23 protein-coding genes are annotated in these 25970 nt (G+C 40.4%); 14 read left to right on the forward strand and 9 right to left on the reverse strand.

What is annotated here, in order from left to right:
* Positions 1-171: 171 nt before the first annotated feature.
* Complete coding sequence (locus KSO91_RS02065; protein ID WP_238740862.1) at positions 172-3327, forward strand: type I restriction endonuclease subunit R; 3156 nt, start codon at positions 172-174, stop codon at positions 3325-3327.
* Positions 3327-4061 carry a M48 family metallopeptidase gene (locus tag KSO91_RS02070; RefSeq protein ID WP_238740864.1) on the forward strand — a complete coding sequence of 245 codons (735 nt, stop codon included), beginning with the start codon at positions 3327-3329 and terminating at the stop codon, positions 4059-4061. The genes KSO91_RS02065 and KSO91_RS02070 overlap by 1 nt, the downstream gene beginning before the upstream one ends.
* A gap of 101 nt (positions 4062-4162) precedes the next feature.
* On the opposite strand, the gene KSO91_RS02075 is transcribed toward KSO91_RS02070, so the two are convergent.
* Together KSO91_RS02075 and KSO91_RS02080 are read right to left on the reverse strand one after the other, a co-directional pair.
* Positions 4163-5374, reverse strand: a complete 1212-nt coding sequence (locus tag KSO91_RS02075; protein WP_238740866.1) for a tyrosine-type recombinase/integrase — start codon at positions 5372-5374, stop codon at positions 4163-4165.
* Positions 5375-5571: 197 nt separating this feature from the next.
* Complete coding sequence (locus tag KSO91_RS02080) at positions 5572-6435, reverse strand: YicC/YloC family endoribonuclease (protein WP_238740868.1); 864 nt, start codon at positions 6433-6435, stop codon at positions 5572-5574.
* Between the two features lie 99 nt (positions 6436-6534).
* Between KSO91_RS02080 and KSO91_RS02085 the strand changes: the two genes are divergently transcribed.
* A complete protein-coding gene (locus tag KSO91_RS02085; RefSeq protein WP_238740870.1) occupies positions 6535-7095 on the forward strand; it encodes a GTP-binding protein in 561 nt (186 codons plus the stop codon).
* Here KSO91_RS02085 and KSO91_RS02090 read toward each other — a convergent pair.
* Both KSO91_RS02090 and KSO91_RS02095 read right to left on the reverse strand, forming a co-directional pair.
* Positions 7092-7922 (reverse strand): HDOD domain-containing protein, encoded by an 831-nt coding sequence (locus tag KSO91_RS02090; protein ID WP_238740872.1) that lies wholly within the window; start codon positions 7920-7922, stop codon positions 7092-7094. The two genes, KSO91_RS02085 and KSO91_RS02090, sit on opposite strands and share 4 nt — an antisense overlap.
* A gap of 127 nt (positions 7923-8049) precedes the next feature.
* Complete coding sequence (locus KSO91_RS02095) at positions 8050-8490, reverse strand: HIT family protein (RefSeq protein WP_238740874.1); 441 nt, start codon at positions 8488-8490, stop codon at positions 8050-8052.
* Between the two features lie 348 nt (positions 8491-8838).
* Between KSO91_RS02095 and KSO91_RS02100 the strand changes: the two genes are divergently transcribed.
* The 3 genes from KSO91_RS02100 (at position 8839) to dapB (ending at position 10190) form a co-directional block, all read left to right on the forward strand.
* Positions 8839-9060: a DUF1289 domain-containing protein gene (locus tag KSO91_RS02100; RefSeq protein WP_238740876.1), complete on the forward strand. Its 222-nt coding sequence runs from the start codon at positions 8839-8841 to the stop codon at positions 9058-9060.
* 1 nt (position 9061) lies between these two features.
* On the forward strand, positions 9062-9394 hold the full coding sequence (locus KSO91_RS02105) for a DUF2956 domain-containing protein (protein ID WP_238740878.1): 333 nt from the start codon (positions 9062-9064) through the stop codon (positions 9392-9394).
* 64 nt (positions 9395-9458) lie between these two features.
* Positions 9459-10190: a 4-hydroxy-tetrahydrodipicolinate reductase gene (dapB, locus tag KSO91_RS02110; RefSeq protein ID WP_238740880.1), complete on the forward strand. Its 732-nt coding sequence runs from the start codon at positions 9459-9461 to the stop codon at positions 10188-10190.
* 98 nt (positions 10191-10288) lie between these two features.
* Here dapB and KSO91_RS02115 read toward each other — a convergent pair whose 3' ends face one another.
* Positions 10289-10819 (reverse strand): GNAT family N-acetyltransferase, encoded by a 531-nt coding sequence (locus KSO91_RS02115; RefSeq protein ID WP_238740882.1) that lies wholly within the window; start codon positions 10817-10819, stop codon positions 10289-10291.
* 332 nt (positions 10820-11151) lie between these two features.
* Between KSO91_RS02115 and KSO91_RS02120 the strand changes: the two genes are divergently transcribed.
* Positions 11152-11376, forward strand: a complete 225-nt coding sequence (locus KSO91_RS02120; protein WP_238740884.1) for a DUF3820 family protein — start codon at positions 11152-11154, stop codon at positions 11374-11376.
* A gap of 290 nt (positions 11377-11666) precedes the next feature.
* Positions 11667-13802: an alpha-amylase family protein gene (locus tag KSO91_RS02125; RefSeq protein ID WP_238740886.1), complete on the forward strand. Its 2136-nt coding sequence runs from the start codon at positions 11667-11669 to the stop codon at positions 13800-13802.
* A gap of 324 nt (positions 13803-14126) precedes the next feature.
* On the opposite strand, the gene KSO91_RS02130 is transcribed toward KSO91_RS02125, so the two are convergent.
* On the reverse strand, positions 14127-16244 hold the full coding sequence (locus KSO91_RS02130; RefSeq protein WP_238740888.1) for a protein-disulfide reductase DsbD family protein: 2118 nt from the start codon (positions 16242-16244) through the stop codon (positions 14127-14129).
* A 713-nt stretch (positions 16245-16957) separates the two neighbouring features.
* On the opposite strand from KSO91_RS02130, the gene KSO91_RS02135 reads away from it, so the two are divergent.
* Positions 16958-18733, forward strand: coding sequence for a sensor domain-containing protein (locus KSO91_RS02135; RefSeq protein WP_238740889.1), 1776 nt, complete (start codon positions 16958-16960; stop codon positions 18731-18733).
* Between the two features lie 19 nt (positions 18734-18752).
* Here the strand turns inward: KSO91_RS02135 and KSO91_RS02140 are convergent, their stop codons facing one another.
* Entirely contained in the window at positions 18753-19274 is a 522-nt protein-coding gene (locus tag KSO91_RS02140; RefSeq protein WP_238740891.1) for a cupin domain-containing protein, read from the reverse strand.
* Between the two features lie 103 nt (positions 19275-19377).
* Here KSO91_RS02140 and KSO91_RS02145 point away from each other — a divergent pair, with 103 nt between their 5' ends.
* Positions 19378-20037 (forward strand): HAD family hydrolase, encoded by a 660-nt coding sequence (locus KSO91_RS02145; protein ID WP_238740893.1) that lies wholly within the window; start codon positions 19378-19380, stop codon positions 20035-20037.
* Between the two features lie 508 nt (positions 20038-20545).
* On the opposite strand, the gene KSO91_RS02150 is transcribed toward KSO91_RS02145, so the two are convergent.
* Together KSO91_RS02150 and KSO91_RS02155 are read right to left on the reverse strand one after the other, a co-directional pair.
* Complete coding sequence (locus KSO91_RS02150; protein ID WP_238740895.1) at positions 20546-21199, reverse strand: hypothetical protein; 654 nt, start codon at positions 21197-21199, stop codon at positions 20546-20548.
* Between the two features lie 194 nt (positions 21200-21393).
* Positions 21394-22665 (reverse strand): sensor domain-containing diguanylate cyclase, encoded by a 1272-nt coding sequence (locus KSO91_RS02155; protein WP_238740896.1) that lies wholly within the window; start codon positions 22663-22665, stop codon positions 21394-21396.
* A 238-nt stretch (positions 22666-22903) separates the two neighbouring features.
* Here KSO91_RS02155 and gmk point away from each other — a divergent pair, with 238 nt between their 5' ends.
* From gmk to KSO91_RS02175, 4 genes are all read left to right on the forward strand, one after another.
* A complete protein-coding gene (gene gmk, locus KSO91_RS02160) occupies positions 22904-23536 on the forward strand; it encodes a guanylate kinase (protein ID WP_238740898.1) in 633 nt (210 codons plus the stop codon).
* Between the two features lie 81 nt (positions 23537-23617).
* Positions 23618-23893 (forward strand): DNA-directed RNA polymerase subunit omega, encoded by a 276-nt coding sequence (rpoZ, locus tag KSO91_RS02165; RefSeq protein ID WP_238740900.1) that lies wholly within the window; start codon positions 23618-23620, stop codon positions 23891-23893.
* Positions 23894-23987: 94 nt separating this feature from the next.
* Positions 23988-24968, forward strand: a complete 981-nt coding sequence (locus KSO91_RS02170) for a calcium/sodium antiporter (RefSeq protein ID WP_238740902.1) — start codon at positions 23988-23990, stop codon at positions 24966-24968.
* A 412-nt stretch (positions 24969-25380) separates the two neighbouring features.
* On the forward strand, positions 25381-25854 hold the full coding sequence (locus KSO91_RS02175) for a 2-thiouracil desulfurase family protein (RefSeq protein ID WP_238740905.1): 474 nt from the start codon (positions 25381-25383) through the stop codon (positions 25852-25854).
* Positions 25855-25970 lie beyond the last annotated feature (116 nt).

Consider the following 25970-nt stretch of genomic DNA (forward strand, 5'->3'; position numbering starts at 1 on the left):
AAAGCGATGCGCTACATTCCACATTGGTGTTAATTTGTTTGATCATTGCTTGATTTGAGGGCTTAAAATCAAGCTGTAAAAAAGAAAATGGCCCTTAACAATTTGATTTTATAGCTTTTAATTTGCTTGATCGTTGCTTGATCGTAATGATGATTTGAAAGGATTTGGTTCATGAGTAAAGTTGGTCAGAAAGAACGTGTCACCCAAGATCGCGTTGTTCAGTTTTTCAAGAAACAGCTTGGTTACGACTATTTAGGTGATTGGCAATATCGTGAAAACAATCGCAATATTGAAGTCGGTCTGCTCAGTCAATGGCTAACTAAGCGCGGTGTTTCTGACGGCTTAATCTCTCGTACCTTGCGCAAACTTGATGCAGCTTCAGCATTAGGTGAAGGTAAAAAACTCTTTGATGCCAATAAAGAGCTATATCGATTATTACGCTATGGCGTGAAAGAGAAAGAAGGTGCTGGTGAAGCCATAAAAACGGTTTGGGTTATTGATTGGGAGAATCCTGAAGCTAACCATTTTGCGATTGCAGAAGAAGTCACCATAAAAGGTGAGTTAAAAAAACGTCCTGATATTGTACTTTATGTAAATGGTATTGCTTTAGGTGTCATTGAATTAAAACGTTCATCGGTTTCCGTTAGTGAAGGTATTCGCCAAAACTTAGATAATCAGAAAAAGTCCTTTATTCGCAATTTCTTTACGACGATGCAGTTAGTGATGGCAGGTAATGATACGCAAGGTCTTCGTTACGGCACCATTGAAACCACTGAAAAATATTACCTAGAATGGAAAGAACCAGATAGCGAAAAAACACTGTTAACAGCTGGTATCGAAGCGGAAACAATACTTGATCAACATATTGCCCTGTTTTGTAATAAAACGCGATTTTTACAACTTATTCATAACTTTATAGTATTTGATGCAGGTATTAAAAAGACCTGTCGTCATAATCAATTCTTTGGTGTTCAAGCAGCTAAAAAACATATCGCAGCAAAACAAGGTGGTATTATCTGGCATACGCAAGGGTCTGGTAAAAGTTTAACCATGGTGTGGTTGGCTAAGTGGATTAGAGAAAACATTACCGACGCGCGTGTTTTAATTGTGACAGACCGTACTGAACTAGACCAACAAATTGAAGGTGTATTCTCTGGTGTTGATGAAGATATTTATCGCACGACAAGCGGCCAAGATTTAATAACCACTTTAAATGAAGCAAACCCCTGGTTAATCTGTTCATTAGTCCATAAGTTTGGGCGAAATGGCGAAGTCGTCACAGATGAAGATGATGATAGCGCGACTTCTGAATATATTGATTCCTTAGCCGAACACCTCCCCACTAACTTTTCCCCAAAAGGTAATTTATTTGTGCTGGTGGATGAATGTCACCGTACACAATCAGGTAAGTTACATACCGCAATGAAAGCCCTACTTAGTGGTAGAGAGGGCCCTAATGCCATGTTTATTGGTTTTACAGGTACACCACTGATGAAGAAGGATAAGAAAAAGTCATTAGAGGTGTTTGGTCCTTACATTCATACCTATAAATTTAATGAAGCGGTTAGTGATGGTGTAGTACTTGATTTACGTTATGAAGCTCGTGATATAGACCAACACTTAACCTCGACTAAAAAAGTAGATCAATGGTTTGAAGTGAAAACAAAAGGTATCTCTAATCTAGCGCGTATGCAGCTGAAGCAGAAATGGGGAACGATGCAAAAACTGCTTTCTAGCAAGTCACGCCTAGAACAAATCGTTAGCGACATTTTGATGGACATGGAATTGAAACCAGCGTTAATGTCTCGACGAGGTAATGCAATGCTTGTGTGTGCAAGCGTACATCAAGCCTGTGTCGTTTATGACCTCTTTAATAAGACTGATTTAGCCGGAAAATGTGCCATTGTGACCAGCTATCAACCAGCCGCAAGCACCATTAAAGGTGAAGAGTCTGGTGAGGGGCAAACTGAAAAGTTATTCAAATACGACACCTATCGTAAAATGTTGGCAGACTATTTTGAACAAAGTGAAGATGAAGCGGCTAAACGAGTAGAGGAATTTGAAAAAGCGGTCAAGAAGCGTTTTGTTGATGAGCCAGGACAAATGCGTCTGCTAATTGTAGTGGATAAGCTGTTAACGGGCTTTGATGCGCCATCAGCAACCTATCTGTATATTGATAAAAATATGGCTGATCACAATCTATTTCAGGCAATTTGCCGTGTTAATCGTTTAGATGGCGAAGATAAAGAGTACGGTTATATTGTCGATTATAAAGATTTATTTCGTTCATTAGATAAAGCGATAAAAGATTATACAGCCGAAGCTTTCGATGGCTACGATGAAGCAGATGTTGCTGGATTATTAAAAGATAGATTGGTACAAGCAAGAGAAGATCTCGATACTGCATTAGAAACTGTCCGCGCAGTGTGTGAACCCGTTAAAGCCCCTCGTCATACCACTGACTTTATTCATTATTTCTGTGGTAAATCAGGTGTAGAACTGACGGAAGAAGAAGGACGCTCCGAGAAAGAAGCGCTACGGCTTACGCTGTATAAAGCGGTTGCTAAGTTATTAAGGTCTTACGCAAACCTTGCAAATGAAATGCAACAAGCAGGTTATTCTGTGGCAGAAGCAGAAAAAGTTAAACAAGCAGTTATTTATTTCGAAAAAGTGCGTGATGAAGTAAAAGTTGCTAGTGGTGATCTGCTAGAAATGAAACGTTTCGAACCGGCTATGCGTGGTTTACTCGATATGTATATCCGTGCAGATGATAGTGAATTGCTGATGGATTTTGAAGAGTTAGGTTTAATCGATCTCGTTGTTAATAATAATGGAGAAGGTCTTTATTCATTACCTGAAGGTATAAAAGGTGATGAAGAAGCAATGGCTGAGGCCATTGAAAATAATGTGCGTAAAACCATTGTTGATGAAAACCCTGTTAACCCTAAGTACTATGAGCAGATGTCTACACTATTAGATGACATCATTAAACTTCGACGTGAAAAAGCACTGGATTATCAAACATACCTTGAAGAGATTAAAGCATTAGCTAGAAAGGTAGTGAATCCAAGCGGTACGAGTAAAGCAAATTACCCCGATACCGTTGATTCTGCAGCAAAACAAGCTTTATACGATAACCTGGGCAAGGATGAGGTATTAACCACTAAAATTGATTCCGCGGTTCGTTACACGAAGAAAGCTGACTGGTTAGGTGATCGCTTCAAAGAACGTGAAATAGCAAATGCGATTAGAGAAGAAACAGCCAGCTATAACGTTGATATTGTAGAAGTAATGGATCTGGTTAAAGCACAAAAGGATTATCATTAATGCCATTAGCCGATCAAAACAGTGAACTGATCATTGCTGGTATTAAGGTTCACCTCAATCGTAAAACTATTAAGAATATACATTTAAGCGTACTGCCTCCTGATGGGCGAGTACGCTTGTCTGTGCCTCATATAACGAGTGAACAAGCAATTCGCCTTGCAGTGATCAATAAGCTTGCCTGGATAAAGAAACAACAAGCAGATTTTGCTAATCAACCTCGCCAACTTACTCGCGAAATGGTGAGAGGTGAAAGTCATTATTTATGGGGTAAGCAGTATCGCCTTTCAATAATTGAAACAACGGGAAAGTTCCAGGTGAAAGTAAAGGGCGACGATAAAATAGAGCTATCTATCACTGAAAATACAAGCGTAGAAAATAGGCTTAAGTTATTAAATAACTTATACCGCCAAGAAATAAAAACATCATTAGAAAAGCTACTCCCCTATTGGCAAAAAAAACTTGATGTAAAACCGGAAACTATCGGTATTAGGAAGATGAAAACCAAATGGGGAAGTTGCAACATTGAAGCCAAACGGATTTGGTTAAACCTTGAGTTAGCTAAAAAACCTTTTGAATGTATTGAGTTTGTTCTAGTCCATGAATTAGTTCACTTAATAGAACGTCATCATAATGACCGCTTTAAGCGTATTATGGATAAAAACATGCCCGATTGGCGAGAACGCAGAAACTTGCTTAACAGCTTACCGCTTGCTTATGAGGATTGGAGCTATTGAAAGACAGTAATATAAATAGAATCACACCATCACCTTCCAAGTGAGCTCACTTGGAAGGTGATGGTGTTTATGCCGTTAAACGCAGTAATAAGAACTATTATTCAAACAATCAGTTTTTCTATTGTGTGAGCAAGTTGATGAAAGGCTTGCAACCTCTCATCAAAATAATCATACCGATCATAAATACCCTCAACACCTTTTAACTTATGATTCAAACAGCGCTCGGCCACATGGCCGGGCGTTCCTTGTGCCGCTAAGAGACTTCGGCAGGTACGACGTAGATCATGTACGGTGAAGTGTTCCATATCCCCCATCTGATTAGGAGGCTGTTTCTTCTTACCCGCCTCGTGACCAAATAGCTTAGTAATTGCCCTGTTTAGGGTATCTGCCCCCATATATGGACGTTTGCTGCTTCGCCTGTTGGGAAATACATAATCTGAACCACAAGCCCTAATTTTAAGCTCCTGAAGCCATTCTAAAACGACTTCCGGCAATGGAATAACAATGCCGACACCTGATTTACTACGCCCTTTAGGAAGGCTCCACTTACCTTCTACTAAATCAAACTCCTGCCATAAAGCTTCTGTTAACTCCCCTTTCCTAACACCTAACACCACCAGCAATGCACAAGCTAAATAATTGTCACGACTAAAACTATCACGATTATCACGCGCTTTTTGGAAAAAGAATTTAAGTTCATCAAGACTTAGGGCTCTATCCTTACTTTTCTCTATTCCACCAGCATCAGTTACCGTAAATGCGCTTGCTGGGTTCGCGCCCAGCAGGTCTAGTTTTATGCCGTGATTAAAGAGTTGTTTGCAGTAGCCTAAGGCATCATTAGAAATAGCCGGACGGCCTGAATCATTAATTGAAGTTATTACTCGCCTGATATCTCTAGCATTTATGCTATCGAGTTTGATTTCACCAATAACAGGCGCAATATCTTTACGATAAACCCGAGCAGGGATAGAGGGGTGTTTTAAGCGTTTTACATTACCCTCTTGCCAATCAGCAAAAAGATCATCAACTACTTTAATTGAGCCTTGCTGAGTACGACGCTTTTCAATGAGGGGATCAACACCTTGACGGAGTTGTTGCATTTTAAGGGACGCAGCAGTACGCGCATCAGCTAAAGACAGATCACTATACTTGGCCAGCGTCATCTCTTTGCGTTTTTTATTGGAGGAAAACCTTAACATCCAATGTGCCTTGCCAGACTTAGGGACGACAAAATACAAGCCATCCCCATCTGCGAATCGTCCTACCTTACCCTTTGCTTTAGCTTCTACTTCTTTTGCTGTTAGCTTGCCCATATGCCTGTTCACCCCAGTTAAATTGGGGGGCAGAAGTTACCCACCACCCATTATTAGCTAAAGTATAACATACCCACCGAATAACTCACCACTTAGCAATGGAACCCACCACACTAAGACGAACCACCACGGACAACAAAACAACACAAACCCAGCAAAACCAGCACCCAAAAGGCAGTTACGAACCTATCCGGACACTATTCTATATTCTGCACCTGCTCGCGCATTTGCTCGATTAACACCTTGCATTCAACTGCGACCGCGGTGATCTCGCTGTTAATCACTTTAGAACCCAAGGTGTTTGCTTCACGATTAAACTCCTGCATCATAAAGTCTAAACGACGACCTACTGGCCCACCTTTCTTTAATACATTGCGTGCTTCCGAGATATGAGAATCTAAGCGATCTAACTCTTCTGCCACATCGGATTTTTGTGCTAGTAACACCAACTCTTGTTCTACACGCGTGCTATCTAAATCAACGCTAGCATCTTCGAATTTTTTAAGAATACGCGCTTTTTGCCATGCTTGTACTTCAGGCATAGAAGCTCGGACTTTGCTCGCCTGTACACTAATAGCAGCTAAACGTTGTTCGATAAACACGGAAAGGTTACTGCCCTCATCAATACGCGCGTCAATAAACTCTTCTAACGTCTCTTCAAAACCCGCCATTAGTTCAATACTTATTAAGTCGAGATCTTGTTCTGGTGCTTGCATTACACCAGGCCATTTTAGAATATCGATTGGATTTAATGTACCCGATCCCGCTGTATCGAGTACCCATTGCGCATTTTGAATCAATTGTGCCGCTAATTCACAATTCATGCTTAACGCATTTTCATTACCGCTGCTGGCTTCAAAGCGTAAATTACATTCTATTTTTCCTCGCTGGAGGCGTTTGCGGAAAATATCTTTTAATTTAATTTCAAGACCGCGAAACTGCTCAGGAAGGCGAAAGTAGGTCTCTAAATAACGTTGATTTACAGAGCGAATTTCCCAGACGGCAATTCCCCAATCACCTTTAAATTGTTTACGTGCAAATGCTGTCATGCTGTAAATCATAATCACCTCGGTTAATTTGCTTATTTTAAATTTTCATTAGCAGTATAACTGAGGAAGTTGCATACATGCTATGATAATGGGGTTTACGGAGTAGATTTAATGAAACAAAAAATAACTTGCCATATTATTGGGGGATTCTTAGGGGCAGGGAAAAGCACCTTGATTCAGCAACTATTAACTTATAAGCCAGTTAATGAAAAGTGGGCGGTATTAGTCAATGAATCTGGCAATGTGCATTATGCTAAAGCCGATTGCCTAATCGATAATATTTTTATTAAAGAAGTCTATGGCGGCTGTTTATGCTGCAGTGCGGGTCTCCCTTTTAGGGTCGCTTTAAACCGCCTAATTAAAGAGGTTAATCCACAGCGTATTTTTATTGAACCTTCTGGTGCAGGCCACCTCGTTAATATCCAAAAATTATTACAAGGTCAGTTTTATCTGCCAGTATTAGACCTTAAAGCGACTATCTGCCTATTATCCGAACAGCAGCTAAGTAATACTACATATCTACAAAATGAGGGTTATTTAGCATTAATTAGACAAGCTGATAAGCTCTGTCTTTATGATGGTAAAGATAATACGCGGGCAGAAAAAATAGCCCATAAATATGCAAAGCCACTTTATATTTTACAACAGAATAAACACGATTTACGCTTCTAATTGGCGAGTAAACGACCAAGTTCCTGCCCGGCTTCAATCATCTCATCAAATTCATCGACCAAGCCTTCTTTATTTAAATTCAGGTAGTCAGTTAATGTGCTAGGGAAACGTGCCACTATCATTTTAGCGGGCAGTCCAGCTGCCCATGCGAAACTAGCAAAAACAGATAAACGAATTAAGATCGCCTCTTTGGATGGTGTTTCATAAGAAAGAGGATCAAGTTGTTGCTCTATTGCATCATAAAAAACTTTTGAAAAATTCCAACGTCTAGCGAGCTCCGCTCCAATTTGACTGTAATCAAAGCCGAAAGTCTCTCGTTGCGCAGACAAACGGGGCTCACCCGTTTCAATTGCCATCATAATTAAAGAGCACTCTTCAGGTTTGAGAATCTGTAATAATAGTTCACCAATATTATGCATCATGGCACAGGTAAATGCGGTTTCTTCATTAATATTAGCATGCTTGGCAAGCGCTTTAGCGATACTTGCCGTGGTGAAGGTATCTTTCCAAAACTTGTTTTTATCAAAGCCAGGGGTATCGGGAAAAACATTTGATAACGAAGTCGCCACAACAATGCTGCGCACCTGATTAAAACCTAAGCGAATGACTGCGCGTTCAATTGATTCAACCTCATTACCGCGACGATAAGCAGCTGAATTGGCCATGCGAATTACTTTTGCACTGATTGATTGATCCATACCTATCTTTTTGGCAATATCTTCAACACGAGCACCTTCTTGGGAGAAGCTTTCCATTAGTTCAAGTAATAAAATAGGCAAAACGGGCAGTTGCTTTATATCTTTAAACAGTTGTGAAAGTTCAATCATTCCACATTTCCTTAACTATTAATAATATGATAGATCCAAATTAAATTAGAAATATAGATTCATTCGTTTTCAATTGAATTGAATAATAGAACCTTTGTACAGATAAAATCAATGCTCAGCAGGAGCTTTATTGAAGTGGCGCAAATTGAAATTCATTTATCCCCGAATGCAGGCAAAACTGCTTTAAGTTTATCTGAATTTCTAAGGCGGCGCCAAGCGTGTATTGTTGTTTATGGTTGGTTCCCCAAACAACACCCGGCCAGCAAGGGTCTGATTCGTTGCGGGCAATAATATGCACATGCATCTGCTTAACAATATTACCGATACTGGCCACATTCAATTTATCACAGTTAAAATGATTGATCACAAATTCACTGATTAAATTACTTTCCAGTTGCAGCTGTTCTTGCTGCTTTTTTGGTAGCAGATAAAGCTCTGTCTGAGTGGTTTTAGGGACAATAATGAACCAGGGAAAATAGCTATTGTTAAGCAGTAGCCAGCGACTATTGTCACTCTCAGCCAGTAGATAACAATCATTTTGTAAACGCGGGTCTAATTGAAATTTCATTTTATATTTCCTTCACGCGTGAGCGGTTATCGAGGTGATCTGCGGTCATAAAAAATCGACTTGTTATCTATTCATTTGCACGTGCAAAAAATAGACTATCTAATGAGCAAAATTGCGATTGCAACGAAAATAACCTAAGGATAATGATCTACCAGCCCCTTTAAACAGCTCTGCTTACTGAGCAGTAGTTTAGGCATGCCATTGGGATCAAACCGTAATAGCAAATATAAGAAGGTTAAAATTCATGATTAGACGCTCTAAAATTGCTAGACTGGCTTGTCTACCCCCCTTTGGGTTTACTATTATATTCGATTTTACAGCTGAGTTCAGCAACACAAGGAGTTGACCATGAAATTTAGCCCCTGCACTAGCCAATGTACTAGTGATGGTGATTTTTGCCAAGGATGCGGACGCAGCCACGCTGAAATCAGAGAGAGTAAAGCGCTGGTTGGCAAAGTGGTGGCGCATCTTTTTGAATATAATTATGATGATCCAGAAAGCTTTCTAAAGATGATCAATAAGAAATCACTGACACGATTAACGCAACTTAAAAACAAAAAGTGTAGATAAAATGGCTAAACATAAAAATAACGAGATCTCAGCAGAAACCCAAGATGAGGCACTGGTCGTAGCCAAAAAAACGCAAAAACCAGGGCAAACAAAAGAGCAGACGCGTCTTATTGCCCAAGGCATCCAAAAGGGTATTGCTGAATACAAAAAAATGGCCAAAAACAAACAACGCCAAGCCGATAAAGCGAATAAGAAAAACAGAAAAAAACAACCTGAGCAAGCGACTGAAATACAAATTGATACAAAAGAACAGAGTAATAACTACTTACCTTGGACGTTATTCGTTTTAAGCTGGGTAGGTTTCGCGACTTATATTTTTTATAAGCACTCATAATTAAATGCAAAGCAGCATGAATAACGTTGCCCTTTGTCATATTAAAAATACGAAAGGAATAACCATGATTAAAGTCATAGTAAATGGTGCCAAAGGGCGCATGGGTAGTGAAGCGGTTAAAGCCATTGAAAATGATCCTCAATTACAGCTCGTGGGCCAGTGTGATTTTGGTGATGACCTTGCTGTTTTGATTAAACAGAGCGGTGCACAAGTCGTCGTAGATTTAACCACAGCTTCTGCCGGTTTTACTAATACTCAAATTATTATTAATGCTGGTGCGTCTCCGGTCATTGGCACCAGTGGCTTCCAAACAGAGCAGGTAAATCAACTGCAGGCATTGGCGGCAGAAAAACAGATTGGTGGTCTGATCGCGCCCAATTTTTCTGTTGGTGCGGTATTAATGATGAAATTTGCAGCTCAGGCAGGCAAATATCTCCCCGATGTTGAGATCATTGAAGCACACAGCCCACAAAAGGAAGAAAGCCCATCAGGGACAGGGATACGCACCGTTGAACTGATTGCTGCAGCACGCATTAAAGCGGCGACGCCTTGTAGCGATAAAGAGCTCATCGAAGGCGCGCGTGGTGCCGAGTTACATGGTATCAAACTGCATTCGATACGTTTACCGGGTGTCGTTGCACAACAGACCGTTTTCTTTGGTGGGTTAAGTGAAACATTAAAAATTGAGCATAATTCACAGCACCGAGAATCTTTCATGCCGGGCATTTGCTTAGCATGCAAGGAAGTCGTTAAACGCCATGAGCTAGTGTATGGACTTGAACACTTGATGGACTAATGCAACATTTATAGCGTCACAAAAACCGCATCCGTATTTATGCTGGCGCGGTTTTAAACCCTACTAGGCTGGATTTTATAACTAAGATAGACCCATTTTTATTTCTTTTGCTCTTTGATCTCTTTTTTCAAAACCCAATCGGTTTGCATCTCTCCCCCCATATCAAATAGGTGTGACCCAACTTTCTCAAATCCCATTCGTTTATAGAAATGTAAAGCGCGAAAATTTCCTTCCCATACCCCTAAATAGAGCGATTCTTTTTTTGCTTGTTGCGCTAATTCACAGGCAAAACCCATTAACTCTTTACCGAGCCCCTTACGCAGAAACGTTTTGCGAATATAAAAACGTTCAACTTCAAGCGCGTTAGCAACGTTAGTGGTAATTTGTGCACTGGCTTCGTTAACCTTTAAAAATCCAGCGACCTGCCCTGCTGAATAAATAAAGTAAAACTGACTGCCTGGGTGATGAAATTCCATCTGTAATTTTTCACGGGTTAGCGCGGTGTCCAGATATTGCTGCATCAACGCGTCACTATTGCTGTCAGTAAAAGTATCGCGGTAAGTTTCGATTGAAATATCTCGCAGCAGCTCTAACTGCTCGCAGGAGCATGCTTTAATATGATTAACCATCAATTTCCTTGGATTGGTAATAGGCTCAGAACTCGATTTCCTGAATCCAGCATCTTAGAATAATTTAAGTATCGAGGGTCAATAAGCGGATTCTGTTTCAGATCACGGTAGAATATATCCCCATGTTACTTCAATATGCAAAACTAGCTCGGCGTTATAACACTTGAGAAGGGAATGACCACTATCAGGTGTTGTATCTTGCTCTAATATCCGCAAGTATCTTCAGATAGTCTGAGTGTATAACACCGCCATTATCACCAAGACAAACCTGTTGGCTATGTTAAAGTAACGCGCCTAAAAAGGCCATTCACCATAATATAAGGGTAAATATCTTGTTAGATAATCCACAACTACTCAGTGACGCCATCAACCAAAAGATGCCTTTTGGTAAATATGCGGGTCGTAAACTCATTTACCTTCCGGAGCCCTATTTGGTATGGTTCTGTAGCAAAGGCTTCCCAGAAGGGAAATTAGGCCAGCAGCTGGCATTAATCTACGAGGTGAAATTAAATGGTCTGGAGAAAATGTTAGCGCCGTTGATCAAACACGATCTATAAAGCGGCTACTACAGGCGTGCAAAATAATACCCACTAAAACGCCATTGAAAATATCCTACGCCCCTCTAAGCACAAGTACATCTACGCCCTAACACAATAGTTGTAGAACTATAAACAGATTTTCATTTTTTTGTCTATGATTTCTTAGTTGATCATAGTTTTACTATTCTGCTCTGCTTGCAAATAATAGAGTGTGATCTGTAACCACTAGCTGTTTCTCTATTTAGGCTAGAATTAGCCACTTTTTTTGATAAGTTCATTTAATTTTCAAGTTATAAGGTAAACAAATAATGTTACGGAAAACACTATTAGCCCTATCGATCTCCGCTTTACTTTCTGCCTGCAGCACAACAAGTGAAACGGCCATCAATCAGAGCAAGGTTGCTAAATCAGCCATTTCTTCAAAAATTCATAGCGTAAATGTTACTCAAGCCAAATCGGCATCTGATAACCACCTCATCTGTAATCAACCTCAGAGCAACAAACCCGCCTGTAACCTGCGTATGTATCAGGTCATGGTTGAGTCCTTTATTGATGCCGACAGCAATGCAGATTTCGGGACCGCGTACGGAACCAGTCACCATAAAGGTGATATTGCTGGTATTACCGCGTCGCTTGATTACATTAAATCATTAGGCATGAATACCGTCTGGTTGACCCCTATATTTGAGTCGGTTGCCATTGAAGGACAGAGTGATTGGATAGACAGACTTGATGCGACAGGCTATTTTGCCAGTAATTATTTTAAAATAGACCCTCATTTCGGCACATTAGCACAGGCTAAAGAGTTAGTTAAACAAGCCCATGCAAAAGGTATGTATGTCATTTTTGATGGTGTTTTTGGTCATCACAAAGGCAATGTAGTTCCTTCACCAGAAGGACGCTTACCCACCTCAGGAGCGCCTGTCGGTAATGTCGGTTTTGAAGCAAAATATCCAGACGATCTCGCTTTCTACAAAGAGGTCGCAACCTATTGGGTTAATGAGCTACAAATTGATGGCTGGCGTTTAGATCAAGCTTATCAAGTGCCGGTTAAAGATTGGGCTGAAATTCGCAAAGCAGTCGAGAAAGCGTCAGCTGCACAAACGTATAAATTAGCAGGCCAAAAAGTTAATCCGCTTGGCTATATGGTCGCTGAAATTTGGCGCACTGGCGCCAATGATATCGCTCTACAAGGTTATGGTAGCGATAAGGCTCAAGCCCTGCCATCGGCTTTCGATTTTCCAGTTCGTTACTCTGTAGTACAAACTTTTGCGGTTGATGAAAATAGCGGCGGCAATCGCCCAGCAACTCATCTAGATGATGGGCTTTTCTCTCACATGGCCTACCCTGAACACGCCATGCCCAACCTTATGTTAGGTAACCACGATCTAGTGCGCTTTGGTGATCTATTGCAGCGTGGTTATATCGCCGATCCTAAAGATCCTGAATATTGGGATCGCCACAAAGCTGCATTTAGTTTTATGGCCGCTTATAGTGGACCTATTACGATTTATTACGGTGAAGAGATTGGTGATCAGGTTGATGATTTTGAAGCGAAGTATCAAAACTGTGATGGTGCAAGCGGACTTTGTGATGATCATGTTGCACGTACCAGCGCAAAAATTGAAGGCATAGCGACTACTGTTGGCGGTAAAGTCACGGTACTGAATAAACAAGAAGCTGATTTGAAAAATTATGTATCTTCTTTAATGGCGATGCGTGCTGCTAATCCAGCGTTATACAACGGTAGCCGTACACATATCTATTCAGATGAAAATGTTTATATCGATCGTAAAGATGCAGCCGATGACCACGTTCTGTATTTAGTCAATACGAAAGGGAAAGAAGCCAAAATCAAGCTCAAAAGTAGTGCGATAGGGAGTGAGGGTGAGCTAACTAACTTATTAGCGAAACAAAATGTTTCCTTAATTAATGGCCAATATGAAATAACCCTTCCTGGATTTACTGCCGCTTTCTATAAAATAACCTCGCCAACAAAAGCGGGACCAAGCATCAATACTAAAGTAGCAAGTCTGACGGGTACAGGTATCCTTGCAAAATGTGATGCCCCTACCGTAAAAGGAAAAGGACCACTTGAAAAAACCATGTGGATCCGCGGTACTTATAAAGGCGGTGATGGCTTTAATGCGACACCTACTTCACGTAAGTTCAAGTATAAAGGTAATGGCGTTTACCAAGTTGTTGTTAAAGAGGCTAAGCCCGGCGCATTTGCCTTTAAATTTGCGGCTGCGGATTGGTCATCGGAATTTGCTGTAGTTAAATCAAAAAGTGTGATTATTGGTCAAGAGCAGCCAATACAGACAGCATCTGGATATGGTACTGAATCACCGATTACCATTCCTGAAGCGGGCACCTATGTGTACAGCTTTAAAGTCGATAAAAGTCTTCATAGCGGTACGATGATGGTCAGCAAATGTAAGTAACCCCACATCTACACTATTAAGAAGGCCGTGGTGGGAACCCATCACGGCATTTTTTATTTATCCGTTAATATCTAACCTCAGCTCGGGTTAAGCAAAACGATACAATACCGTTATTTACGCGGATTTCAGCGTTAAATAATCTACCAATAACCAGTTATTGCTACAATGATTCGCCTTGAACTACGCAAAACTAACGATACAGTATATTGTAAAATTTTAACTAATTGATATTTATGTCAATTACGTTTCCATTATCCCGAGTTGAGGTTATCTAAAAATAGACCTCAGGATGCAGATTGATAGCTTGCGGATAAGTAGCTGCACCTACTTTCCTTTTGCCTGCTGTATCGCCGTAAGCACCGAATCGCTGCTTAAAATAGTTGCCAATGGGATGCCTTGCTCAGCGCCTGGGCCATAAACAATATTAAAGGGCACACCAAAACGCCCGTAAGATTGCAGATACTCAGTGACATCCTTCGAGGCGTGCGTCCAATCTCCTTTCATAGTGATAGTACCTTCATTTTGGAGTGCGCTATACACAGGATCTTGTAACAATACTCCAATTTTATTTGCCTTGCAGGTCACGCACCAGTCAGCAGTGACATCCACAAAGACCACATGCCCGAGCTTAACTTGTTGCGCTATCTGCTGGCTATCCAAAGGTACCCACTGCAGTTCCGGCAAATGTGCGGCCCATCGATTAGCGCTTAAGCGGGTAACAAATGTAATGGCAAGGCTACTGACTAAAATAGTAGCCAGAACAATTAGTAATACTTTTTTGCCACGCTTTGTACCTATTAAGAACAATAATAAAAGCGTCAACAATAGGGCGATTGAAAGAGTCGCCGTGTTACCAATAAAACTACTTAATAAACTTAATAACCAGTAACTGGTGATTAACATCATTAAAGCAAAAATAGTTTTAATCGTGTTCATCCACTGCCCCGGTTTGGGTAGCCACAGAACAAGTGCTGGAAAGACAGCAATCAATAACCAAGGTAAGGCCATACCCAGCCCTAACGCTGTAAAAATCAAGCACAACTGCAATGCGCTTCCACCTAAAGCAAAGGCGACAGCAGTGCCTAAAAATGGCGCGCTGCAAGGCGTAGCCAGTAATGTTGCAAACATCCCCTGCAGAAAGTGTCCGAGATAGGAGTGCGATCCTTTACTCGCCAACCAAGTTTGCATAACCGTGGGCAACTGTATTTCAAATAATCCGAGCATGTTAGCGGCGAATAAAGCGGTGACCACAACCATTACAGCAATAAAATAAGGGCTTTGAAATTGAATTCCCCAGCCCAGTGCCTCACCTGAAAACTTGAGGAGTAATAAAAAAACGGCCAATAACCAGAACGAAGTTAAAATACCCAAAGACGAGGCTATAAATTGTCGGCGAATTTGTTTACGTTCAATGCCGTGTGCCGAGAGAATGCTACTTAATTTCATCCCCAACACAGGTAAAACACAAGGCATAATATTTAAGATAAGCCCGCCGACTAAAGCAAAAATAAAGATCGACAGTAAGCTATTAGAACCGTTCAGTACAAGTTGATCGGTTGGCTGGCTAACAAACTCCACCGCCAAATCTTTATCAATCACGGTGACATTTAATAATTTATTATTTAAATCAACCCGTCCTGACCAGCTACTGACAGCCACTTGCGCATTAATTTGATCACCCGAAAAGGTTATTTTAGGGGCTGAAAAGTTAACACCATCAAGCTCACTATCTGATGAATCAATAAAAATATCCGGTAATTGCCAACCCAACTTGTTCTCTACTTGTACAATAAGTATCTGCTTTTGATTGTCCCAAGCGGATCGAAAACCGCTGATTGTAGAGCTAGTTTCTCTCTTTTCAATTGCCTGCCTATCTATTTTCATGGGCACCGCACCCACGGCTTGATTATAAGTGAAAAGTGCGTCGCTATTCATTAACAAGTGGCTAGGTGTAAAGTTCAATTCAATGTCGTAGTCACTCAATACGCAGATATTAGTACATGAGGCGATGGTTAACCGACCTTTTAACCGCACTGGCTTTACTACATCCTGCACATACAGCGTAAGCGGAAAGTTTATCACGCCCTTATAACCTAAGGTTTCTACCCCGAGTACAGGATAACGTTTGGGGGCCGGCCATCCCCAAACAACATCGTCAATATTGGTTGACGGCGAGAAATCAAAAGCGGGAGCGACTCCCCCATCACCTGGCGAGCGCCAATAAGTTTTCCAGTCATCTTCCAAACGCAGTTGTAAAACGCCATTAACGGTCTGTAATAATGGATCGCTCTGCCCTGTTAACTGCATTTGCACGGAAACAGGTGGATGGTTGGGATTAATTAACCAACCTGTTGAGCTTTGTTCGCGAGCCTGGGCAAGCGAACTAAAAAAGATAACAATCAACAATGCACTGACTGCAATGGAATGAATAAATCTGTTCAATTAGAAATCTCCAAATAATAAAAAATAGCGTGTTCACCCCACGAGGTGACTAGAAATAATCTAAACAGCACATAGATATGCCCCATGTTACTTCAAGATGCAAAATCAGCAAGCCAAATTGCACCTCGCTGCGAGGTATAAAATGGCAGTACAGTCGTTCGTTAAGGTTATAGAACGACACCGACGGGTGCGATTTGCCTTGCCCTGCAAAGACTCAGTTTGAAAGCCCCCCTGATGTGATTCCTTATTCGGATCTCTGGGCAGAGTTCCTACTAAAGCATATTCAAGCATCATGAATATAGAAATGGCCCCTCCCCCCATTTACGTAATTTGAGTTTGTCTGCTATAATTAGTAAGTTCTTTAAATTCCTTGTTATGTGCAAGAATTATTTATTATATGCGTCTATATCCATGTTACTGCAAAGTGAGCAGACTGAATATACTTAGCTGCTAGGCATAAAATTGCATTATAGTGATTCTACATTAAGGTTTTACAACGATGCAGATACGTACAATTGGGCTTGTCCTACGGAGGTTCAAAATAAATAGTGATTTGACACAAGATAGGTGAAAAATCCGTCTAGATCTGCATATTATCCATACCACTGACTTGTACATGAGTATGGTTCACATTATCGTTAGCTTTTGCTATCTAGAGCATCACAGCAACGCTATCATCAATACACGTTATTTCAGCAGGCTTAGAATTATATATGTCGCTATTGTCACTCATTCTACTGATAACTTTCCTCATTACGGCCTGTCGATTACTGATAATTGAGCGTAAGTACCGGAAGATCAATAAAATACACCAGCATTTGCAGACACTTGTAAATAGCATCCCGGATCTCACTTGGGTTAAGGATAAAGACTCACGATTTTTATTTGTTAATACGCAATTTTCTAAAGCATTTGGTCTGACCACAGAAGAAATTATCGGTAAGACAGACTTTGATCTCAGTTCCGATCCGGAGAAAGCGCAAGGTTACTACCAAGATGATTTAAAAACCCAGTTGGAACAGAAGAAATTCCATACAGAAGAGCAAATCACAGGCACAGATGGCGTGGCCGCTTGGGCGGAAACCATTAAAGTCCCAGTATTTAATGATCAGCACCAAGTTATGGGTACGGCAGGCATGGCGCGGGATATTACGCAAAGAAAAAATGCCGAGTATAAATTGATCCATATTGCTTACCATGACGATCTGACTAACCTTCCAAACAGAACCTCTTTTCACATAAAAATAAATAAGCTACTAAACCTTAATAACTGTGCTGTAGCGGTTATTTTATTCGATCTCAATAATTTTAAAACAATTAATGACAGTTTAGGTCATAGCAGCGGCGACCAAGCGCTTCTGCAAATATCACAACGATTGAAATCCTTAGTTGATGAGAATACGATCGTCGCTCGATTAAGTGGTGATGAATTTGCTATCGCGCATAACTATTCAAAATTAGAAAATTCACTCGAAAAACTGCAAGTTAACCTGCTTCAACAATTTGACATTCCCGTCGCACTGAAAGAGATAAACTACGATATTAGTGCCAGTTTTGGTGTTGCTGTTGCCCCCCAAGATGGACGTGATTATGAAACCCTCTTAAAACACGCTGATTTAGCCATGTCTCAAGGCAAAAAACATAAGAACAAACATTGTGTTTATTTTATCCAGAAATTTGCCGATGAATTACTCCATAAGATGAAGCTATCTAATCAGTTATACCATGCTATAACAAACCAAGAGCTCAGTTTAGTGTATCAGCCTAAAATTGATTCAAGTACAGAGAAATTGATAGGAAGTGAGGCGCTGCTGCGTTGGGAAATAGAGGATGGACAATGGATTTCACCGTTCGATTTTATTCCGATTGCAGAGAAGAATGGTTTTATTATTGAATTGGGTAATTGGGTCATAAAAACAGTCCTACAACAAATCAGAAACTGGCTTGATAATAAGTTTGAAGTGGTTCCTGTGTCGATCAATGTATCAGCTATTCAACTGCGTCAACCGACTTTTTCTGAGTATCTATTTCAACAACTTGAACGCTATCAAATACCAGGCCATTTACTCGAGCTAGAACTGACAGAAGGAGTGCTGATGGAAAATATCGAGCAAACCACTGGTCTACTTAATAAAATACGTAAAAAAAGGATAGCAATTAGTATTGATGACTTTGGCACAGGTTATTCCAGCTTATCTTATCTGCCCAAGTTACCGATCGATATTTTAAAGATAGACCGAGCATTTATTACCAATATTCATCGTAATATCGATAACCAAAAAATAGTGCAAACCATTGTCAGCCTTGCCAATAACTTTAATCTCTCGGTAATTGCTGAAGGTGTCGAAACAGCCGATGAACTAACGGCGACAATAAGCTGCGGTATTAACAATATTCAAGGCTATTATTATTCACGCCCACTTGCCGTTTCTGAATTAGAAAAAAGATGGCTCAGGCATGCAGATAACGAAATCGAGGCATCGCTTTAACGGCGCCATTATCCGTGACCTATCTGCTAGTGCGCGATTTTGAATTGCTTTTTAAAGGCACTTTTGCGGCAACAACGATAAATCTGGCGCCTTCTTCACCCGCTTCAACAAAATGGCTTTCTCCTGGTTGAATCAGATGTGTATCTCCGGGGGTTATGATTTGAGTTATCACTTTCCCCTCTTTATCTATTAACCCAATGGTTAATTGCCCTTCTAGCAGATAGTAAATCTCTTCGCTATCAAGATGGGTATGTAACCCCACGCTGGCATTAGGTGCTAAACTTGAATCCATAAATAGCTCGATACTACTTTTTAATAACCCTTCCTGCTTATCAGGCTGTTCGTTATATAACCATTTGCCCACTAATTCCCCACTCCCTTGCTGTCCCTTGGGGGCTTCGCTATTTTTATGAGCAGGTAAATAAAGGACATTCGCGATCCCCTCTTTCATCTTAAAACGCGTACTATTTTCAGCGCATTGTTGAGTATATACAGGAACATCCCCGCTATGAAACGCGTCTTCAGTTAAAATTTTAGTCATACCAATCTCTCTTGTTATGTTGGTTATAGCAATTTGACTCGTTAGATGCTCTAAGCCGATTTTTATTGTATATTATCCTGCTCATTTACCAATAGGAATCAGAATGAATTATCAAGCTGCTGTTTTTGATATGGATGGACTGCTTTTAGATACAGAAAGAGTGTGCCAACAAGCATTTCGTGACGCATGCATAAGTCTATCTTTACCTATGTTAGAAGAGGTCTATTTAGGGATTATCGGCTGTAATGCCGAGGGTATTAAAGAGGTGATTTGTAATGGTTATGGAGCAGATCTTGATTATGAAGCATTACGTGTTGAATGGATGGGCCGCTATCACCCGATTGTTGAGCAACAAGCTATTCCAGTGAAAGAGGGAGTTATAGCGCTGCTCAACTACTTAAAAGCACAACAGATTCCGATTGCAGTTGCCACATCAACCCATAAAGAACTGGCCATTACTAAATTAAAATTAGCAGGATTGCTGGAATATTTTGAGCAAATTAGTGCGGGTTGTGAAGTAACCCATGGCAAGCCTAGTCCGGAGATATTTCTACTTGCAGCAAAGCGCTTAAATACATTACCGCAACAGTGCCTCGCTTTTGAAGATTCCAGTAACGGCGTACGCGCCGCAATGGCGGCCGGCATGCAGGTTTACCATGTTCCGGATTTAGTCAGACCCAGTGATGATATTATCGCCCTAGGCCATACCATTAGTGATTCGTTAACAGATGCTTTAGATCATCTAAAAGCGCGCAATAATTAGTCGCTATCAGAAAAGGGCTATTCCTAGATTACAAAGAGCGATCTGATTCGATTAACTCTATTTTATTTTTTATCGATCTTAATTAAGCACTGTGCCACCTCTTCTTGGCGTTGTTGTTCTGCTTCCACCACCACGGATCGCTAAGGCAGCTTTTAATTTGCCATTATTAACAGCCAGTAAAAAGGCCGTAGTCTCCTCGATATCGGCGTGGTAAGTTTTTTAAAACCAGACTGGATGAATGCCTCACCCTCCTGACGCAGCACATTGTATAGTGAAGGCATCGACATTTAGGAGAGGTAAATAGTGCGAGGTCTGCTCTTTGGTTACTGGGAAGTGACAAGCAACACCATTTAAATTCAACATAATAATCACCTTAGCTGCGCCTATGGTGTTAATTTAGTCGAATAAGTTGAAGATAAATAAAAGGCGTCAACCCTTAACAAAAACCAACATATCGTTAACATAGCGGTTCTTTAGTTGGAGCTAAATGGTGGCTCTTGTGGAGCTTTTATAAACCAATGCTTTCCAAGATATCTAAAAATACCGATTCGCGGTTTTTACTGGTCAGTGCCGGATATAAACGGCATAAACGGATGGCATTACCAAACTTATCTTTGCCAATCACACTTAACACCCGGGTAAACAGCTGTTCATCGAGATGGAATGTTTTTACTGCATGGGTGACGGCATCATCTAGGCTAACATAGGTGACCCCATCAAAATCAAAACTCTCATGTTCACTTTCAATAATGAGTTTTTCATTAGCGATCACGAGTGGCCATCCTTGGTAATTTATGCGCCCTTGCATCATCTCAAACATGAACCAAGCGCTACGTTTAAATCCTTCAAAAGCACTACCCTCCAGTTGCGACTCTGCAAGTTCCTGCTTAGTCCAGTTTGATCCTATGCTGAGGATTTTCTGATGTTTGACTACTAATGCTTTTTTTATTGCATCTCGATAGGCATAAAGCGAGCTAAATGCACTACGTTTAATAATCGCAGCACACTCATCACAGCTCGGTAGGCAAATTGGGCTGTGCGTGAGCAAGCTCTCTTCGCTGTTATATTTCGGAAAGTTGATAATTTGATCTTTAGGCTCGCCACAAAACCAACAGGTGGCACGGTAGTTAAAGGGGATTTCAATAACGGGATAACGGTTCATGCTTTTCCATAATATAACGAGAGAAGTGCTAAGGTTACATTTAGTCGCTTAAAAACACCACTTAAGCAGCGCTTAAACCGATAAAAAACTATTATAACAACAACCCGATAGGGTTAATAAAGAACTAACTTGAGGACAAAAGTCACGGCGCTCAGATAGCAGAAAGGATTTAAATTTTTAGCGCTGACTGATATTTAATCTGCTACACAGATCCGATTTTTACCGCTGTTTTTGGCGCGATAAAGCGCTTTATCTGCACGCGAAAAGAGCATGTCAAAATGACTATCAGAGGGTTTGAAAGTCGCAATACCAATGCTTATTGTAACCTGTACTTTATCGCCTTGAACACTTGTGATTATCTGTTTTTCTTGTAGTGAACGTATCCGCTCGGCTAAAACCATCGCTTGCTTACTATTAGTTTCAGGTAAACAGATAGAAAACTCTTCGCCACCAGTACGCGATAAAATATCTTCACTGCGCACATTAGCGGCAAGATTCGTACTTAGTGCAATTAAGACCTGATCACCAACGGGGTGGCCATAACTATCATTAACTAACTTAAAATTGTCGATATCAAGGGTTATGACTGCCATCGACAACTTGTGCCGTTGGGCACGAAAATATTCTCGCTCAGCATGGTCGACAAAATAGCGACGGTTATTTAATTCAGTTAAGAAGTCGGTATTGGCTTGTTTTTGCAGCGCCTCTTTGAGTTTGTAAAATTCTGTCATATCAGTAGAAAAGCCAATAACCGCGGAGGTTGTATCATCTATTTGATAAGGTATTTTCACACTATGATAGTAGTTAGTTATACCTTCTGCATTTATAAAACGCTCTTCAACGGTTTGCTTTTTTTGTGTATCCAGCACTTTTTGATCTGCGACCCAAAAACTATCCGCAACCTTTTGAGAAAATAGTTCGGTATCTTTTTTTCCTGATATTTGATCTGCTGGCAGGCCAATAAACTCCGCTGTTTTACGGTTCACATAGCGAAAATTACGGGTGCTATCTTTCATATAAATATGTGCATCGACATTATCTAACACCGCATCCAATAAATGTTTTTGCTCTTTGATAATAATGTCCTGCTTTTTCTGATCGGTGATATCCGTAGAAATACCACACATGCCAATGACCTTACCTTGCTTATCATGTAATGGTTTTTTTATGGTTTTGAAAATACGATTTTCCGCAAGCCCCTTAACACCATTCAAATCCACAGTTTCAAGGGTAAGATTCTCCCTCATCACCTTTTGGTCGTTACGGCATAATTTATCAGTAGAGGTTAAATCAAAAAAATGGCCCGTCTTCTTGCCAATAACCTGATCGCAACGCTTATTGAATAGTTTCAGGAAAGGTTGGTTACAAAATGTGTAGCTCCCGTGCACATCTTTAGTATAAATATAGGCACCAACTTCATTTAATACACTTTGCAATGCATCTACTTTAAGCAGCAGTTTATCCACAATTAACCCCTCGGCCATTACTAATTATCGCCCAATATGGCTCTTAATCTAACGTTCTCATTAAATAAGCAAGTATTACGCCACATTCTATAATGTGTAAAACCCAGTTATTTTGTCAATTGCAAAGACACGCCTTTAAAAATAGGGGATAATCCGCGACAAGTAAAAATTAGATGGGCAAATAGTATACGATATTAGCCTCTGATTGAACCAATTATTGCTTTAGGAAACATTATTTATGTCCCAAGTTGGCACGCTTTATATCGTATCGGCCCCAAGCGGCGCAGGAAAATCCAGCCTGATCAACGCCCTATTAACTGAACCAAGAGATTGGAAAGTACAAGTTTCTGTTTCCCATACCACTCGCTCACCTAGAGTGGGAGAACAAGATGGTGAGCATTATCATTTTGTGGATGTAAATAAATTTAAGCAGTTAATTAAAGAAAATGCTTTTTTTGAATGGGCACTGGTATTTGGCAATTATTACGCTACCTCACGAATAGCTATTGAACAAGCATTAGCACAAGGAATTGATATTTTTTTGGATATCGATTGGCAAGGCGCACGACAAGTACGGGAAATGATGCCCCAAGCAAAAAGTGTTTTTATTCTGCCACCTAGCCGCGCAGAATTAGAAGCGCGCCTCAATAAACGCGGTCAGGATAGCCACGAGATTATCACTAAACGTATGGCAGAGGCACAATCTGAAATGTCACATTATGATGAGTACGATTATCTAATTATTAATGATGACTTTGAGCGCGCTAAGCAGGAATTCTCAGCTATCGTTAAATCACAGCGGAATAAGCTCGCAAAACAAGCAATTAAGTATCAAGTAACCATTAATGAGCTGCTACAACAACAATCTTAAAACGAAGTTGCTGGATCAAATCACATTTAACGCATATAATTAGCACCCTTTTTTGTGTAATTAATTTTTTGGAGTTCAACAATGGCACGTGTAACCGTTGAAGATGCAGTAAATGTAGTTGGTAACCGTTTTGATCTTATCTTAATGGCATCTCGTCGAGCTCGCCAGCTTGCTACTCAAGGTAAAACACCTTTAGTTGAGCCAGAGAACGATAAACCTACTGTTATCGCGTTGCGTGAAATTGAACTGAATCTCATTACTAATGAGTTAATGGATATTCAAGATCGTCAAGAGAAGAATGAGAAACACGCGGCTGAATTAGCCGCAGTGGCAGCCATTGCTGAAGGTCGTGGTTAATAATATAAACCGAGCGGCTTAAAAATTATAAAAAACGCCGAACATGCAGATGTCCGGCGTTTTTTTATATTCAATAAATAGGGATCTATCTGTTGTGATAACGTTATTACTACCCACTCTGGCGATAATTAGCGGTTTCGCGCTGCTCATTTGGAGTGCCGATAAATTTGTTTTAGGCGCATCCAATACGGCCCGTAGTTTTTCTATTTCACCTTTGATTGTCGGTGTCGTAATAGTAGGCTTAGGCACTTCTGCGCCAGAGATGCTAGTTTCGGCTATCGCAGCGGCACAAGGTAAAACAGGCCTTTCTATCGGTAATGCCCTCGGTTCAAATATCACTAATATTGGCTTAATGTTAGGACTAACCGCACTCTTTTACCCGCTGCACATCCACTCCAAGCTGATAAAACGTGAGATGCCAGTATTGCTCGCGATTATGGCCATTAGCCTATTTCTATTATGGGATCAGTATCTTAGCTTTTTTGACGGGCTGATATTAATCTCCATGATGTTTGCCATGTTGATTTACACTGTTTATGAAGCAAAAAGTCATGGCGATGATAAACTATCGCAAGAGAGACTCGATGAGCTGCCCGAAGAAGTAAGCAAGAAAGAGGCTATAAAATGGCTAATACTGGGTATTGTGCTATTAATCGCCTCCTCTCGTATTTTGGTGTGGGGTGCAGTTGAAATTGCTGAATATTTTGCCGTTAGTGATCTTATCATTGGCCTAACTATTGTCGCTATCGGCACCAGTCTACCAGAACTAGCAGCCACCATTACAGCTGCCCGTAAGAAAGAGTTTGATCTAGCAGTCGGTAATATTATCGGCTCTAATATCTTTAATCTATTAGGCGTAATGGCCCTGCCGGGTTTAATTAAACCTGGCGGCTTTGAACCAGAAGTCTTAACCCGTGATTATCCAGTAATGATAGCGTTAACCATTGCATTAATCATTTTTTCTATTTCATGGCGCAAAGGAAAAACAGGTGTATTAGGACGCGTAGAAGGTGCTCTTTTATTAGCGGGTTACTTTGCTTATATGCTGTGGTTATTTAAAGATATGCACGTTTAAAGAATAAATATTTAAAAGCTAGAAAACTGAAAGCTCAACAAAAAAGGCGCTAAGGTTAATCACCTGAACGCCTTTTTAGATTATTTATAAGGAGTTGCTATCACTTTGCTACTCTAACTGTTAATTCAATGTCTTGTGCTTGATTGAATAAAGCAGGCCGTTCTGCTTTCGGTGTTGAAAACTAGTAACCGAAACCCATGAAAAACACGCCACTCACTAGATTTCCTAATGACACCCACAATAAGTTAACTTAAAAGCAGATTAAATATATTCTCAAAAAACTAACTAGGAAAACTTTATTAAAATTAATAACATACCGAACAAAAGCTAAAAATTTTATTAACTATAGCCTTGTTATTAAAGTAGTAATATAAATATTAAGAGCAAACTAATAACGAAGAGGAAGTTGGTTATGCCTGAAGAGGGTTGCAACATATTAATCAGTGCCTGTTTATTAGGTGAACGGGTTCGTTATGATGCTCAAATAAACAAACTTAAGCATTGCATGATTGATAACTGGTTAGCACAAGGTTGCCTATTAAGCTGCTGTCCTGAAGTATGCGGCGGTTTAGCGACACCGCGCCCGGCAGCTGAAATCCAGAAGGATGGTTCGATTAAAACAGAAGCGGGTGAAGATGTCAGTGGCGCATTTAAAAAGGGCGCGCTAAAAACGCTGCAGCTCGCTTTAGAAAATAATATTAAGATCGCAATCTTAACAGAAAAAAGCCCCTCATGCGGCAGCTCACAAATTTATAATGGCCGCTTTGAACGCCGATTAATCAACGGGAAGGGGTTAACTACGCAATTATTAGAAGCGCACGGTATTAAGGTTTTTAACCAATTTCAGTTAGCCCAGATTCCAACTTATTTAAATAGCCTGAAATAAACCTAGTTTAAAGCGATAGTTCTCTCTTCCGCGTTAATGTTGTAGATTATATTTATATACACAATTAACATAGGCGCGATAAAAATATATTACTGCCGAGATACGCTAATAGCTTA

This window comes from Psychromonas antarctica, assembly GCF_022267535.1.
Classification (GTDB): domain Bacteria; phylum Pseudomonadota; class Gammaproteobacteria; order Enterobacterales; family Psychromonadaceae; genus Psychromonas; species Psychromonas antarctica.

Coding starts and splice junctions, on each gene's coding strand:
- KSO91_RS02065 (WP_238740862.1), top strand. CDS start 172: ATGAGTAAAGTTGGTCAGAAAGAACGTGTCACCCAAGATCGCGTTGTT.
- KSO91_RS02070 (WP_238740864.1), top strand. CDS start 3,327: ATGCCATTAGCCGATCAAAACAGTGAACTGATCATTGCTGGTATTAAG.
- KSO91_RS02075 (WP_238740866.1), bottom strand. CDS start 5,374: ATGGGCAAGCTAACAGCAAAAGAAGTAGAAGCTAAAGCAAAGGGTAAG.
- KSO91_RS02080 (WP_238740868.1), bottom strand. CDS start 6,435: ATGATTTACAGCATGACAGCATTTGCACGTAAACAATTTAAAGGTGAT.
- KSO91_RS02085 (WP_238740870.1), top strand. CDS start 6,535: ATGAAACAAAAAATAACTTGCCATATTATTGGGGGATTCTTAGGGGCA.
- KSO91_RS02090 (WP_238740872.1), bottom strand. CDS start 7,922: ATGATTGAACTTTCACAACTGTTTAAAGATATAAAGCAACTGCCCGTT.
- KSO91_RS02095 (WP_238740874.1), bottom strand. CDS start 8,490: ATGAAATTTCAATTAGACCCGCGTTTACAAAATGATTGTTATCTACTG.
- KSO91_RS02100 (WP_238740876.1), top strand. CDS start 8,839: ATGAAATTTAGCCCCTGCACTAGCCAATGTACTAGTGATGGTGATTTT.
- KSO91_RS02105 (WP_238740878.1), top strand. CDS start 9,062: ATGGCTAAACATAAAAATAACGAGATCTCAGCAGAAACCCAAGATGAG.
- dapB (WP_238740880.1), top strand. CDS start 9,459: ATGATTAAAGTCATAGTAAATGGTGCCAAAGGGCGCATGGGTAGTGAA.
- KSO91_RS02115 (WP_238740882.1), bottom strand. CDS start 10,819: ATGGTTAATCATATTAAAGCATGCTCCTGCGAGCAGTTAGAGCTGCTG.
- KSO91_RS02125 (WP_238740886.1), top strand. CDS start 11,667: ATGTTACGGAAAACACTATTAGCCCTATCGATCTCCGCTTTACTTTCT.
- KSO91_RS02135 (WP_238740889.1), top strand. CDS start 16,958: ATGTCGCTATTGTCACTCATTCTACTGATAACTTTCCTCATTACGGCC.
- KSO91_RS02140 (WP_238740891.1), bottom strand. CDS start 19,274: ATGACTAAAATTTTAACTGAAGACGCGTTTCATAGCGGGGATGTTCCT.
- KSO91_RS02145 (WP_238740893.1), top strand. CDS start 19,378: ATGAATTATCAAGCTGCTGTTTTTGATATGGATGGACTGCTTTTAGAT.
- KSO91_RS02150 (WP_238740895.1), bottom strand. CDS start 21,199: ATGAACCGTTATCCCGTTATTGAAATCCCCTTTAACTACCGTGCCACC.
- gmk (WP_238740898.1), top strand. CDS start 22,904: ATGTCCCAAGTTGGCACGCTTTATATCGTATCGGCCCCAAGCGGCGCA.
- rpoZ (WP_238740900.1), top strand. CDS start 23,618: ATGGCACGTGTAACCGTTGAAGATGCAGTAAATGTAGTTGGTAACCGT.
- KSO91_RS02175 (WP_238740905.1), top strand. CDS start 25,381: ATGCCTGAAGAGGGTTGCAACATATTAATCAGTGCCTGTTTATTAGGT.